The sequence below is a fragment of the Nostoc foliaceum FACHB-393 genome, from assembly GCF_014698505.1.
Taxonomy (GTDB): domain Bacteria; phylum Cyanobacteriota; class Cyanobacteriia; order Cyanobacteriales; family Nostocaceae; genus Nostoc; species Nostoc foliaceum_A.
The window spans coordinates 46,516-63,366 of sequence record NZ_JACJTD010000025.1; the positions used below are offsets into that span (position 1 = coordinate 46,516).

2 protein-coding genes are annotated in these 16,851 nt (G+C 42.7%); both read left to right on the plus strand.

What is annotated here, in order from left to right:
• Positions 1 to 38: 38 nt before the first annotated feature.
• Positions 39 to 13,049 carry a non-ribosomal peptide synthetase gene (locus H6G92_RS20680; protein ID WP_190895477.1) on the plus strand — a complete coding sequence of 4,337 codons (13,011 nt, stop codon included), beginning with the start codon at positions 39 to 41 and terminating at the stop codon, positions 13,047 to 13,049.
• Positions 13,046 to 16,822 carry a type I polyketide synthase gene (locus H6G92_RS20685; protein WP_190895478.1) on the plus strand — a complete coding sequence of 1,259 codons (3,777 nt, stop codon included), beginning with the start codon at positions 13,046 to 13,048 and terminating at the stop codon, positions 16,820 to 16,822. The genes H6G92_RS20680 and H6G92_RS20685 overlap by 4 nt, the downstream gene beginning before the upstream one ends.
• Positions 16,823 to 16,851 lie beyond the last annotated feature (29 nt).

The window sequence follows — 16,851 nt, forward strand, 5'->3', positions numbered from 1 at the left end:
TGTTATAACCAAAATTATCAGTATTTTAAGGAGTTCCAATGGATGGAATTATAAAAATAATGTATCCACTCTCTTCTGGTCAAGAAGCAATGTGGTTTATCTACCAAATTGCTTCAGAGAGTGTTGCTTATAATATATTTATTACCGTAAAAATTAATTCATATTTAAATATTGCTGCTGTCAATCGTGTATGGGGAAAAATTATTGAACACCATCCTATTCTCCGAACCACATATACTATTCATGAAGGCAAACCCGTTCAGCAAGTTAATCAACAACATAAATTTAATCTTGAGGTAATAGATGCCAAGAATTGGAGTGAAAACCAATTAAAAGAGAAAATATTTGCTATAACTGACCGCCCTTTTAACTTAGAAAAAGATTCAGTTTTGAGAGTTAATTTATTTACTCGTTCAGCAGAAGAACACATTCTCTTACTAACAATGCACCACATTGCAGGTGATATGTGGTCTTTTGATTTACTGCTGAGTGAATTTAAAGCTTTGTATGCTGATGAAATTGAGCAAGTTAGTCAAGAGCAGACAGAGGCGGCAGATTCTTTTACCAAGAATAAATCTTATCTAGAATTTGTCCGCTGGCAGTCAGAAATGCTATCTAGTTCCAGGGGAGAAAAACTTTGGCAATACTGGCAACAACAATTAGCTGGCGAATTGCCAATTTTGAATTTGCTTGTAGATAAACCCCGCCCCCCGGTAAAGACTTCTCAAGGAGCAACACATATTTCAAAGCTAGATGAACAGTTAATTCAAAAACTCAATCATCTAGCTCTAGTCTCTAGAACAAGCCTTTATCAGATTCTGCTAGCAGCATTTTACGTGCAACTTTACCGCTACACCAATCAAACAGACATCCTCATAGGAAGCCCGATGAGAGGTAGGTGGGGTAGAGAGTTTAAAGAGATTGTCGGCTACTTCGTTAACCTGAACGTTTTACGAGTTTCTGTCCAGGAAAACGCCACGTTCAAAGAATTTCTCGCTCAAGTCAGCAAGACAGTTAGAGAAGCCCAAAAGCATCAAGATTACCCTTTTTCTTTGTTAGCAGAACAACTCCAGCCACAACGAGATCCCAGTCGTTCTCCTTTATGTCAAGTTAGTTTTACTTGGCAAGCACACCGTTGGTGTGAACCAACAGAAAATTCTTTGCACAGTGGAGAACAACTGCTTGAGATAAAACCATACTTGCTGGGACATCAAAGGGGTGCAGACTTTGATCTGAATTTAATGGCGATGGAAGCTCAGGGAGTATTGCAACTCTGCTGGCAATACAATACTGACTTGTTTGAGGCTAGTACAATCATGCGTATGGCAGGGCATTTTATGACCTTGCTTGAAGGCATTGTAGCTAATCCTCAAGAGCAGATTTGGCAATTACCTCTGCTGACAGAAATTGAACAACAGCAGTTATTAGTTGAGTGGAATGATACAGGTGTAGATTATCTCCAAGATAAATGTATCCATCAGTTCTTTGAGGAGCAAGTAGATAGCACACCCGATGCTGTAGCAGTTGTGTTTGAAAATCAACAATTGACTTACCAGCAGTTGAATTGTCGCGCTAACCAATTAGCCCATTACTTACAATCTTTGGGTGTGGGTGAAAATGTGCTGGTGGGTTTGTGTGTAGAACGTTCCTTAGAGATGGTGGTGGGACTATTGGGGATTCTCAAGGCGGGTGGGGCTTATGTGCCACTTGATCCTGAGTATCCTGCTGAACGCTTAAGCTTCATGCTCACAGACACTCAAGTAAAAGTGCTGTTGACTCAAGAGAAATTAGTTGAATCTCTTCCTCAACATCAAGCCCGTGTCGTATGCTTAGATACCGACTGGCACAGCATTAGCCAAGCAAATCAGGATAATCTCAATAGCACAGTCAGGGCAGAAAACCTCTCTTATGTGATTTACACCTCCGGTTCTACAGGTACACCCAAGGGAGTCGCCGTCACTCATCAGGCCGTCAATCGACTGGTGTTAAACACCAACTATATACAGTTAACAGATGATGAATGCGTTGCTCAAGCGGCAAATATTGCTTTTGATGCAGCTACCTTTGAGATTTGGGGAGCATTGCTGCACGGAGCCAAGCTAGTCATTATTACTAAATCCGTATTGCTGATCCCAGAAGAATTTGCTGTCAATATCCGCGAGCATCAAGTCAGTGTCTTATTTTTAACTACAGCTTTATTCAATCAGTTAGCCAGTGTTGTCCCGCAAGCATTTAGTTCTCTACGATATCTACTATTTGGTGGTGAAGCGGTTGATCCCAAATGGGTGCTGGAAGTGCTAGATAAAGGCGCTCCTCAACACTTGCTCCATGTGTATGGGCCAACAGAGAACACCACTTTTTCTTCTTGGTATTTGGTAGAGGACTTAGCAACGACAGCTACAACTATTCCCATTGGTCGGATGATCGCTAATACGCAAATCTACATCCTTGACCAAAACTTACAGCCTGTACCAGTAGGTGTGCCAGGAGAAATATATCTTGGTGGAGCAGGATTAGCACAGGGCTACTTCAACCGCCCTGAATTGACAAAAGAGAAATTCATCCCCAATCCGTTTGAGAAGGCAGGAAGCAGGAGGCAGGATAGCGCAGCGGTAGCGAGTCCGCGAGCGTCGGCAGGAGGCAGAAGGCAGAAAGTAGAAGGGAGTAAATTATATAAAACGGGGGATTTGGCACGCTATTTAGCAGATGGCAATATTGAATACTTAGGACGTATTGACAATCAAGTAAAAATACGTGGTTTCCGCATCGAGTTGAGCGAAATCGAAGCAGTCCTGAGCCAACATGGTGATGTGCAAGTATCTTGTGTCATTGTCCGGGAAGATACCCCTGGTGATAAACGTTTAGTCGCCTATGTGGTAGCACATCAGGATTGTAAACTCACAATCAGCGAACTGCGGCAATTCCTCAAAGCAAAACTTCCAGATTACATGGTGCCAAATGCAATAGTTATCTTGGAGTCACTGCCGCTTACTCCCAACGGCAAAGTAGACCGTCGTGCCTTACCCACACCGGATTTACATAGCGAACAACAAGATAAATTTGTTGCACCTCGTAACCCAATAGAAGAAATGCTGGCACTCCTTTGGACACAAGTGCTGAAAGTAGAGCTTTTAGGCATTCATGACAACTTCTTTGAACTTGGTGGACACTCGCTACTAGCAACACAATTAGTTTCACGCATCCGCAACGTTTTTAAAGTGGAACTAGCATTACGTGAGTTGTTTGCAAGAGCGACAGTAGCGGAATTAGCACAATCAATTAGGCAGTTACAGCAACAAGACTTAGAACTCTCTGAACCACCTATCTTACCAAAGGTGAGGGATGCAGAATTACCACTGTCTTATGCTCAACAGCGTCTATGGTTTTTAGATCAGTTAGAGCCGAACAGCGCCTTTTACAACATTCCTATGGCTTTGCGTCTAGTAGGAAATTTGAATCAACCAGCCCTAGAACAAAGCTTACTAGAGATTATTCATCGCCACGAAGCCTTACGCACCAACTTTATTACAGTTGATGGAAAACCTTCTCAAATTATTCAAACGAGAAGGGAACAGGGAACAGGGAACAGGGAACAGGGGACTGTATCAATTGTTGACTTCAAGGATTTATCTACAAACGAGCAAGAAATAGCTTCAAAGCAATTAGCGCGACAACAAGCTATTGAGCCTTTTGACCTGGCAAACGGAGCATTAATCAGGACAACATTACTAGTGCTGTCGGAGACAGAACACATATTGTTAGTGTGTATGCATCATGTTGTCAGTGATGGCTGGTCAATGGGTGTGTTTGTTCAAGAACTAGCAGCGCTGTACGATGCTTATGCTCAAGGTCAGCCGTCACCTTTAGCACCGCTACCAATTCAGTATGCAGATTTTGCTATCTGGCAAAGAGAGTGGTTGCAAGGAAATGTACTGCAAAACCAACTAACTTACTGGCAACAACAACTGGCAAACGCACCATCTCTATTGTCGCTGCCCACAGACCGGCCCAGACCTGCTGTGCAGACTTTTGCTGGTGCATATCAAAAGTTTGCCCTCTCTGCTGAACTCACTGGTAGGTTGACACAACTGAGTCAGAAACAAGGGGTGACTTTGTTCATGACACTTTTGGCAGCGTTTGATACCTTACTTTACCGTTACACAGGTGCAGAAGACATTTTGGTGGGGTCTCCCATTGCTAACCGCGATCGCAGTGAAATAGAAGGGTTAATTGGCTTTTTTGTCAATACTTTAGTCATGCGTACTGACTTAGCAGGCAACCCCAGTTTTAGCGAATTACTGACTCGTGTCCGCGAAATAGCAATGGAGGCATACTCGCATCAGCATTTGCCTTTTGAAATGCTAGTGGAAGCATTACAGCCAGAACGGGATCTTAGCCATACACCGCTATTCCAAGTGATGTTTACACTTCAGAATGCGCCCATATCGACCGTTGAGTTAAATCAGTTAAGTGTCAGTTCAACGTTGATAGAAGGTACAACTTCCAAGTTTGATCTTACCTTGTCAATGGAAAATACTGCTACTGGAGTAGTGGGTGTGTGGGAGTATAGCACTGACTTGTTTGATGCCAGCACTATTGAGCGAATGACGGGTCATTTTGTGACATTGCTTGAAAGTATTATTGCTAAACCACAACAATCCATTTCTCAATTGCCCCTGTTGACAGAAGTTGAGCAACAACAATTATTGGTTGAGTGGAACAATACTCAAGCAGATTATCCCCTTGATAAATGTCTCCATCAGTTGTTTGAGGAGCAAGTAGCGCTTACACCCGATGCTGTAGCGGTGGTGTTTGAAAACCAACAACTGACTTACCAGCAGTTAAATTGTCGCGCAAATGAGTTAGCACATTACTTGCAGTCTTTGGGAGTGGGAGCAGATGTGCTGGTGGGTATTTGTCTGGAGCGATCGCTCTTGATGGTAGTAGGACTGTTAGGGATTCTTAAGGCGGGTGGGGCTTATGTGCCACTTGACCCAGACTATCCTAGCGATCGCTTGAGCTTCATGCTAGAAGATGCTCAAGTTGGAGTGCTGCTGACACAACAGCAGCTCAAAGAAAAGTTACCTCAGCATCAAGGGCAGGTTGTATATTTAGATACTGATTGGCAATTTATTTCTCAGTTCAGTCAGGAAAATCCAATTACTACTGTACAAGCTAGTAACTTGGCTTATGTGATTTACACATCCGGTTCTACTGGCAAGCCCAAAGGAGCAATGAACACTCACTTGGGGATTTGCAATCGCCTGTTGTGGATGCAACAAGCTTATCAATTAACAGCAGTAGATTGCATTTTACAGAAAACTCCTTTTAGCTTCGACGTGTCAGTTTGGGAGTTCTTCTGGCCATTGTTGAATGGAGCGCGTTTAGTTGTAGCTAAACCAAGAGGACATAAAGATAGTGCTTACTTGGTCAACCTAATTTTAGAGCAGCAGGTTACTCATGTGCATTTTGTTCCTTCTATGCTCCAGGTTTTCTTAGAAGAACCAAGTCTCGAAAATTGCCGTAGCTTGAAACGAGTTATATGTAGTGGTGAAGCTTTGCCTGTAGAACTTCAGGAACGCTTTTTTGCTCGGTTAGAGTGTGAATTGCACAATCTATATGGGCCAACAGAAGCGGCAATTGATGTTACCTACTGGCAATGCTTTCCAGATGGAAATCTTAGGACAGTACCGATTGGTCGTGCGATCGCCAACACACAAATCTACATTTTAGACGAGCATCTGCAACCAGTTCCTGTAGGTGTAGCCGGAGAATTGCATATTGCTGGTTTGGGCTTGGCACGAGGCTACTTGAACCGTCCAGAGTTGACAAAAGAAAAATTCATTTCCAACCCCTTTGACAATTCAAAATTATATAAAACTGGAGATTTAGCGCGTTATTTACCAGATGGTACAATTGAATACATCGGGCGAATTGATAACCAAGTAAAAATACGAGGTTTCCGCATCGAATTGGGAGAAATTGAGGTATTACTGAACCAATGTGAGGACGTGCAGGCATCTTGTGTTATTGCCCGCGAAGGTACGACGGGGGATAAATGCTTAGTCGCCTATGTAGTGCCACATCAGCACTCTAAACCCACAACCAATGAACTGCGGCAATTCCTGAAAGCAAAGCTACCAGACTACATGGTGCCAAGTGCTTTTGTAATATTGGAATCAATGCCACTCACTTCTAACGGCAAAGTAGACCGTCGCGCTTTACCCGCACCGGATTTATCCAGCGAAATCAAAGATAAATATGTAGCCCCACGTACTCCAATTGAAGAAATACTGGCGCAAACTTGGTCACAAGTACTGCAACTGCCACAGGTAGGCATACATGATAACTTCTTTGAACTTGGGGGACACTCACTATTAGCAACACAATTAGTTTCACGCATCCGCAACATTTTCAAAGTGGAACTACCATTGCGAGAGTTGTTTGCCGCCGCCACACTAGCCGAATTAGCACGAGAAATTGAACAATTACAGCAACAAGACTTACAACTGTCTGCACCACCTATCTTACCAAGGGCGGAGAATGCACAATTAGCACTGTCTTATGCTCAACAGCGTCTGTGGTTTTTAGACCAATTCGAGCCAAACAGTCCCTTCTACAATATGTCCATAGCCTTGCGTTTAGCAGGAACTGTAGAAGTTGCCGCATTAGAACAAAGCTTCCAAGAAATTATTCATCGCCACGAAGCGTTACGTACTAATTTCATTACGGTTGATGGACAAGCAACACAAATCATTCAAAAAGAAACGAATTGGACAGTTTCAGTTGTTGATTTGAAGCATTTATCTACAACTGAACAAGAAATAGCTTCACAGCAATTAGTGCAACAACAAGCTATTCAACCCTTTGAGTTAGCAACACAAGCATTGGTAAGAGCAACATTAGTAGTGCTATCCGAGACAGAACACATACTGTTAATATGTATACACCACATAGTCTCTGATGGCTGGTCAATTGGTTTGTTTCTTCAAGAACTAGCAGCACTTTACAATGCTTATTCTCAAGGTCAGCCGTCACCATTAGCGCCACTGCCGATTCAATATGCAGATTTTGCACTGTGGCAAAGACAGTGGTTGCAAGGAGAAGTACTACAAAGCCAATTGAATTATTGGCAACAAAAATTGGCTTCGGCTCCAACCTTATTGTCGCTACCCACAGACCGACCAAGATTGGCTGTGCAAACTTACCAAGGGACACATCAAGAGTTTGCACTTTCTGAAGGACTAACTAGTAAGCTGGCAAAACTCAGCCAAGAGCAAGGGGTGACTCTGTTCATGACGCTGTTAGCAGCGTTTGATACGCTGCTTTACCGCTACACAGGTACAGAAGACATTCTGGTGGGTTCGCCAATTGCTAACCGCGATCGCAGCGAAATCGAAGGGTTAATTGGCTTTTTTGTCAATACTTTAGTTATGCGTACTGACTTGGCTGGCAACCCCAGTTTTAGCGAATTACTAAGTCGTGTTCGAGAAATGGCAATGGAGGCGTACTCGCATCAGCATTTGCCTTTTGAAATGCTGGTAGAAGCATTGCAGCCAGAACGGGATCTTAGCCATACACCACTGTTTCAAGTAATGTTTGTCGTCCAGAATGCACCCACATCTGGATTAGAACTGACTGGGCTAACTGTCAGTTCATTGCCAATAAAAGGTACAACTTCAAGGTTTGATTTAACCTTAATAATGCAGAACTCTCCTACTGGTTTGGTAGGGGTGTGGGAGTACAACACTGACTTGTTTGATGCCAGTACTATTGAGCGAATGACTGGTCATTTTGTGACCTTGCTTGAAGGTATTATTGCTAACCCAGAGGAGCGAATTTCCCAATTAACACTGCTGACACAACCGGAACAACAAAAGTTACTTGTCGAGTGGAACGATACTCAGGTAGATTATCCACAAGATTTGTGCATCCATCAGTTGTTTGAGAAACAGGTGGATAGTACACCCGATGCGATTGCGCTAATCGCACGCTCCGCGAACGCAGTTGTATTTGAAGATCAACAACTGACTTACTATGAATTAAACTACCGCGCTAACCAGTTGGCGAACTACTTGCGGTCTTTGGGTGTAGGGTCTGATATCCTGGTTGGTCTGTGTGTAGAGCGTTCTTTAGAGATGGTCGTAGGACTTCTGGGGATTCTCAAAGCGGGTGCTGCCTATGTGCCACTAGACCCAGAATATCCGCTTGAGCGTTTGAGCTTTATTTTAGAAGATGCTCAAGTTAGGGTGTTGCTAACTCAGCAGTCACTTCTTGATAGATTGCCCCAGCATCAAGCTCACCAAGTCTATTTGGATACTGACGCTCAACTGATTTCCCAATCGGGTCAGGACAATCCCATCTCCGACGTACAAGCAAATAACTTAGCTTATATAATTTATACTTCTGGTTCTACAGGTCAACCTAAAGGTATAGCCATGAATCAGCTTGCCCTTAGCAATCTGATCTTGTGGCATCGAGAAAATCTGAAAATTCCTCATGGAGCAAAAACCCTACAATTTGCTTCTATTAGCTTTGATGTCTCCTTCCAAGAAATATTCACTACCTGGTGTTCTGGAGGCACATTGTTCTTAATTGGGGAGGAATTACGCAGAGATACATCAGCTTTGTTAGGTTTTCTCCAACAAAAAGCAATTGAAAGAATGTTTCTCCCCTTTGTTGCCTTACAGCAACTAGCTGAAGTTGCTATTGGTGGTGAATTAGTTAATAGTCATTTGCGGGAAATCATTACTGCTGGGGAACAGTTGCAGATTACTCCCGCTATTTCCCAATGGTTAAGCAAACTAACTGATTGTACATTGCACAATCACTATGGGCCATCAGAGAGCCATTTAGCCACCAGTTTTACTCTGACTAATTCAGTGGAGACTTGGCCGCTACTTCCTTCCATTGGTCGTCCCATTGCCAACGCGCAAATTTACATTCTGGACAGGTTCTTACAGCCTGTACCCGTTGGTGTACCAGGAGAATTGTACATTGCTGGTGTCCTTTTATCGCAAGGCTACTTCAACCGACCAGAGTTAACACTTGAGAAATTCATCCCTAACCCCTTTAAAAGAAGCAGAGGAGCAGGGGAGCAGGGGAGCAGAGGGGAAACCTTTAATTCCGATCGCCTTTACAAAACAGGGGACTTAGCACGCTATTTAAGCGATGGCAATATTGAATACTTGGGGCGTATTGACAATCAGGTGAAAATTCGAGGTTTCCGCATCGAGTTGGGAGAAATTGAAGCAGTACTGAGCCAACTTGATGTGCAAGCATCTTGTGCGATCGCCCGTGAAGACATTCCTGGGAACAAACGCTTAGTCGCTTACATTGTGCCTCAAAAAGAACAGGCGCTCACAGTCAGCTTTGTGCGTAGCTTCCTGAAGTCAAAGTTACCAGAATATATGGTGCCAAGTGCGATCGTTATCTTGGAAGCTTTACCGCTTACCCCCAACGGTAAACTAGACCGCCGCGCTTTGCCTGCACCTGATTTACATAGCCAATTATTGGACAAATATGTTGCCCCACGTAACCCAATCGAAGAAATCCTGTCGCTAATTTGGGCGCAAGTTCTGAAAGTAGAGCAAGTAGGCGTATATGATAACTTCTTTGAACTTGGAGGACACTCATTACTAGCAACGCAACTCATCTCCCGTGTGCGTACCAGCTTGAAAGTAGAACTACCATTGCGTAGCTTATTTGCTGCACCAACAGTTGCTGAATTGTCCCAAAACATTCAGCGATCGCAGCAACAGGATTTAGAATTAACAGCATCACCCATCGTACCAAGGGCGGAGGATGCAGAATTACCACTGTCTTATGCCCAAACACGGCTATGGTTTTTAGACAAGTTAAACCCAAACAGCGCCTTCTACAACTTCCCCATAGCTTTGCGTTTAGTCGGAACTCTTAATCGAACTGCCTTAGAACAAAGCTTACAAGAAATTGTTCATCGCCACGAAGCGTTACGCACCAACTTTGTCATCGTTGATGGAAAACCTTCTCAAATCATTCAAACACAACTAAATTGCCCACTCTCAGTTATTGACTTAAAGCATTTATCTACAACCGAGCAAAAAATAGCTTCACAGCAATTAGCGCAACAACCCTTTGACTTAGCAAATGAAGCATTAGTTAGGGCAACATTAGTAGTGCTGTCCCAGACAGAACACGCCTTATTAGTCTGTATGCATCACATAGTTAGCGATGGCTGGTCAATGGGTGTGTTTGTTCAAGAGCTAGCAGCCTTGTACAATGCTTATTCTCAAGGTGAACCGTCACCTTTAACACCACTGCCGATACAGTACGCAGATTTCGCAATTTGGCAGCGAAATTGGTTGCAAGGAGATGTACTACAAAGTCAATTGAGTTACTGGCAACAACAACTGGCAAACGCACCAGCTTTGTTGTCACTACCTACTGACCGACCTAGACCATCTATGCAGACTTTTGCAGGAGCATATCAACAGTTTGCGCTCTCAAAGGAATTAACTGATAAACTCACGCAACTAAGCCAGCAACAAGGAGTTACTTTGTTCATGACGCTGTTAGCAGCGTTTGATACCTTACTTTACCGCTATACAGGTACAGAAGACATTTTGGTGGGTTCGCCAATTGCTAACCGCGATCGCAGTGAGATAGAAGGGTTAATTGGCTTTTTTCTCAACACTTTAGTCATGCGTACCAATTTGGCTGGCAATCCTAGCTTTAGCGAATTACTAGGTCGTGTTCGTGAAATGGCGATGGATGCATACTCTCATCAGAATTTGCCTTTTGAAATGCTGGTTGAAGCATTGCAGCCAGAACGGGATCTCAGTCACACACCACTGTTTCAAGTGATGTTTGTCCTCCAAAATGCTCCTATATCTCAACAATTGGAGTTGACTGGGTTAACTGTCAGTCCACTGGTGGTAAAAAGTACAACTACCAAGTTTGATCTGACTTTAGGAATGGAAAACACTGCCACCGGACTGGTTGGGATGTGGGAATACAACACTGATTTGTTTGATGCATCCACCATTGAGCGAATGACGGGTCATTTTCTGACATTGCTGGAAGGTATTATTGCTAACCCAGAGGAACGAATTTCTCAACTGCCACTGTTAACAGAAGTTGAGCAACATCAACTATTAGTAGAGTGGACTGATACTCAGGTAGATTATCCACTAGATAAATGTATCCATCAGTTGTTTGAAGAGCAGGTTCAGCGTACACCTGATGCAGTGGCAGTTGTTTTTGAAGAGCAACAACTGACTTACCACGAGTTGAATAGTCGTGCTAACCAGTTGGCGCACTACCTCAAGTCTTTGGGAGTGTCCGCAGATATGCTGGTGGGTATTTGTGTGGAACGCTCAATAGAAATGGTGGTGGGACTATTAGGTATTCTTAAGGCGGGTGGGGCATACCTACCACTTGACCCTGAGTATCCGACTGAGCGTTTGCACTTTATGCTAGAAGATGCCCAAGTTTCGGTGTTGCTGACTCAGCAGAAACTCCTTGATAGGCTGTCCCAACATCAAGCAAAGCTGGTTTGTTTGGATACTGACTGGCAGCTTATTTCTCAGTCAAGTCAGGATAATCTCATCACTGAGACACAAGCAACTAATTTGGCTTATGTGATATATACCTCCGGTTCTACGGGTCAACCCAAGGGAGTGCTGATTGCTCATCAAGGATTATTAAATTTGGTGTTCTGGCATCAAAACACTTTTAACATCACGACCTTAGACAAAGCCACTCAGCTAGCAGGAACAGCATTTGATGCTGCTGTATGGGAGTTGTGGCCTTACCTGACCGCAGGAGCAAGTATCTACTTAGTCAAATCTGAGTTCCTTAGCTCGTTAGTGAAGCTACGAGACTGGTTGATTTCCAAGAAGATTACTATCAGTTTTCTGCCAACACCATTGGCACAGGAATTACTGTCTTTGGAATGGCCAAGTGAAAGTTTGGCTTTGCGAACCATACTAACTGGAGGAGATAAGCTTCATCAGTATCCATCAGATTTAATCCCCTTCCAACTAGTGAATAACTATGGCCCAACTGAGAATACTGTTGTTACAACTTCTGGACTGGTAGTTGCCAAGGAGCAAGAACAGATATCACCGAGTATTGGGCGAGCGATCGCTAACACTCAAATCTATATTCTAGATAGCAACCTGCAATTAGTTCCCGTTGGTATCCCAGGAGAGTTACATATTGCTGGTGTTGGATTGGCAAAAGGCTACCTTAACCGCCCCGAACTGACAACTGAAAAATTCATCCTCAATCCCTTTAGCACTGAGCTGCATTCGCGCCTATACAAAACTGGGGATTTAGCACGTTATCTACCGGATGGCAACATTGAATACCTGGGACGCATTGACAATCAAGTAAAAATTCGGGGCTTCCGCATCGAGTTGGCAGAAATTGAAGCATTACTGGGACAACATGATGATGTGCAGATATGTTGTGTCATTGCTCGTGAAGAAACTTCAGGTAATAAGCGCTTAGTCGCCTACGTAGTGCCGCATTTACAGATGACACCCACAACGGACGAACTGCGTCAGTTTCTTGACGATAAACTGCCTGGGTATATGGTGCCAAGTGTTTTTGTGATGCTGGAGTCCTTACCCCTGACACCCAACGGCAAAGTAGACCGTCGCGCTTTGCCTGCTCCAGATTTACAACAGGAACTATCAAATTATGTAATGCCAAATACTGAAGTAGAAAGAATCATTGCTGGCATTTGGCAAAAAACACTGGAAGTAGAAAAAGTGGGAATTTACAATAATTTCTTTGAACTAGGAGGTCATTCGTTACTACTGGTACGAATTAATCAGCAATTACAGGAAAAGTTTGGTTTGGAAGTGTCAATAGTTGATATGTTTAATTACCCAACTATACATAGACTAAGCCAATACTTAAGTACTAAACTTAATAAAGAAGATACATTAAAACAAAATAATTCTCGCCCTCAATCTCCAAGTGAAAGCAAAGCTTTCAGGAATCAACAATTACAGCTTAGACAGCAGTATCTTTCTCAAAGAAAGGGTAAAAAGTTATGATAAATTCCATTAATATTAATGATTTCAATAATGAAATAGCAATAATTTCTCTTGCTGGTAGGTTCCCAGAAGCCAAAGATATTGACTCTTTTTGGCAAAATTTGCGTGATGGCGTAGAATCTATCTCCAGGTTGACGGATGAAGAATTAATAAATTCTGGCGTTTCTCTAGATTTACTGAATAATCCTAATTATGTAAAAGCTAATGCTGTTTTATCAGATATTGAATTGTTTGATGCAAACTTTTTCGCCTATAGCGCGAAAGAAGCTGAGTTAATAGATCCCCAACAACGCTTATTTTTAGAGTTGGCGTGGGAGGCAATAGAAAAGGCTGGTTATGATCCGCATACCTATAATGGGTTAATAGGGGTTTATGCTGGTGTGGGAATGAACAGGTATCTTGTCAACAATCTCTACCCTCATCATCAATTATTAGAGACAGTTGATCCACTGCAATTAATAATCTCCAACGATAAAGATTTCTTGCCAACACGAGTTGCATATAAGCTCAACTTGACTGGGACAGCAGTGAATGTGCAAACAGCCTGTTCTACTTCTTTGGTTGCTGTTCACTTAGCTTGCCAAAGTCTATTAAATTGTGAATGTGACATGGCTTTAGCTGGTGGAGTTACTCTCAGCATTCCCCAAAAAATAGGTTATTTGCATCAAGAGGGAATGATTCTTTCTCCTGATGGACACTGCTGTGCTTTTGATGCTAAGGCACAAGGAACAATTGCTAGTAGCGGTGCTGGGATTGTGGTATTGAAAAGATTAAAGGATGCGATCGCAGACCGCGACCACATCCATGCAATCATTAAAGGTTCGGCAATTAATAATGATGGTGCAATGAAAGTGGGCTTCACTGCTCCTAGTGTTAGCGGTCAAGCAGCAGTCATTGCCGAGGCTCAAGCTATAGCTGGTGTAGATGCCGAAACAATTTCCTACATCGAAGCTCATGGGACAGCTACACCTTTAGGAGATCCCATTGAAATTGCCGCTTTAACTCAAGCTTTTAATCAAAGTACTGATAAAAAAGGTTTTTGCGCTATTGGTTCGTTAAAAACCAACTTAGGACATTTAGATACAGCAGCAGGTGTGGCAGGTTTGATTAAAACTGTATTAGCACTGCAAAATAAAATGCTGCCTCCTAGTTTGCACTTCGAGACACCAAATCCCAAAATTGATTTTGTCAACAGTCCTTTTTACGTCAATACAACCCTGACTGAATGGAAAACAAACAACACTCCTCGCCGTGCTGGAGTTAGTTCTTTTGGTATCGGGGGTACTAATGCTCATGTAATTTTAGAAGAAGCACCTGTTTTTGAGCAGGGGAGCAGGGAAGCAGGGGAGCCAGTGCGTTGCGGAGGTTCCCTCCGTTGTAGCAACTGGCGTGAGCAGGGGAGAAATTATCAATTGTTGGTACTCTCGGCTAAAACTGCGAGTGCGCTTGAAAAGGCAACAGCTAATTTAATCACGCATTTAAAAGAGCATCCAGAACTGAACTTAGGTGATGTAGCTTATACCCTCAATAGTGGTCGGCGGGGTTTTAATTACCGACGGATGTTAATTTGTCAAGGCTTAGAAGATGCTGTCAAAACTCTTGGTAGTTTAGAGGCACAACAAGTTTTTAGCAATTATACAGAGATTACAGAACGGTCTGTTGTCTTTATGTTTCCCGGTCAAGGTTCCCAGTATGTGAATATGGCGCGGGAAATTTATGAAACTGAGACAGTATTTAAAGAACAAGTTGATTATTGCTCAGAAATTCTTAAACCCTTACTAGGGCTAGATTTACGTCACATACTTTACCCCAGTGAGCAAAAGATTGATGAAGCATCAAAGCAACTTCAACAAACAGCCGTTGCTCAACCTGCTATTTTTGTAATTGAATACGCCCTAGCTAAATTATGGCAGTCTTATGGAGTGGAGCCACAAGCTGCGATCGGTCACAGTATTGGCGAGTATGTAGCAGCAACTCTAGCAGAAGTTTTTTCCCTAGAAGATGCCTTATCTCTGGTAGCAGCACGCGGACAGATGATGCAGCAACTGCCTACTGGAGCAATGCTTTCAATTCCCCTGCCCGCAGACAAGATAAAATCCCTACTAGGGCAAGAACTTTCTGTTGCAGCGATTAATCAACCCTCCCAGTGTGTAGTTTCCGGTTCCACAGCAGCAGTACATACACTACAAAATCAGCTTGCTGCTCAAGGGATTGAATGTCGCCGACTGCATACTTCCCATGCCTTCCATTCGCAAATGATGGAACCAATCTTAAAGGCATTTGCAGAACGAGTCAAAAAAGTTACTTTAAATCCCCCAAAACTTCCTTATATCTCCAACCTGACTGGTAATTGGATTACAGTTACCCAAGCCACAAATCCCGACTACTACGCTCAACATCTGCGTTCCACTGTGCTGTTTGCCCAAGGTGTCGAGAAATTATTGGCAACACCTGAGCAAGTCTTACTAGAAGTGGGGCCAGGACACACATTGACTACATTAGTCAAAAGACATCCAGACAAAGCAGCTGCACAAACGGTGTTGACTTCGGTACGTCATCCTCAAGAAAAGCAATCTGATAATCATGTTTTATTCACTACATTAGGTCAACTCTGGCTGGCTGGAGTCAATATAGATTGGTTTGGATTCTATAGTCACCAGGAGCATTACCGCCTTCCCTTACCGACTTATCCCTTTGAGCGCCAACGTTATTGGATTGACCCCCCACAAAAAACAGCTTGGGGAAAGTTGCAAGCATTACCCACACCATCACAATTATGGACATCGCTTGTACAAGAAGGTCAAAATCAAGCAAATACTAGAAATGCAGAACTCAACGAGTTAACATATCAGGAAAACATACAGTGGTTGGATCGTTTATGTACAGCCTACATCAACTCTGCATTCAGGCAATTAGGGGCTTTTAGCAATGCCGAAGAAAAGTATTCTTTGGAGAATTTGTTGACGCAATGCCATATTTCTCCTCGTTATCAGCAATTGTTTTCTAGATGGTTGCAAATATTAGTTGAGCAAGGACAACTACAGGAACAGGAGGGGTTATTTACTGGGCTACTACCATGTTCACAAGATTATATTAATGAACATTTAGAAGAAGTTAGAGTGAGGTTTGCTACTTCATCTTTAGTAGATTTAGATTTAGTACAACGCTGTGGTGAAAATTTAGCTGCTATTGTTGTTGAACAAGAACCCTTAGAGATTTTCAATGAACTGGTTTACCAAAAAGGAAACAACGGCTCATATTCAAAATCTCCCTTAAATACTTACTACAACTCTATTTTGCACTCAAGTTTGGAACAGGTGGTCAAATTATTGCCATTGGCTCAAGCTTCTGCATCAGCCGCATTTAGCATAAAATCTAGGCTAGAACAGAATAACCATCAATCAGAGATTTCATTACAAAGAAAGCCGGATATTTTTCAGCCAGAAAAATTATCTGCACTCCACTCAAGACCTGATTTGCCTACTTCTTATCTAGCTCCCCGTAATGAGATTGAGCAAAAACTTGCCGATATATGGGAAGAATTATTAGGAATTAAACAGGTGGGAATCCATGACAACTTTTTTAAATTAGGAGGAGATTCTTTAATAGCCGTTCAAGTTTTATCCCGAATACGGAATATTTTTGCTATCCGATTATCTGTAGCAAATTTATTTGAGTCACCCACAATAGCTGAAATAGCACCAAAGTTAGAAAAACAAATAGATCCAGATACAAGCTTTAGTGCAAGCGAGAGAGAAGAAATAACAATTTGATTAACAAATAATTTTAAATTACGAATTAC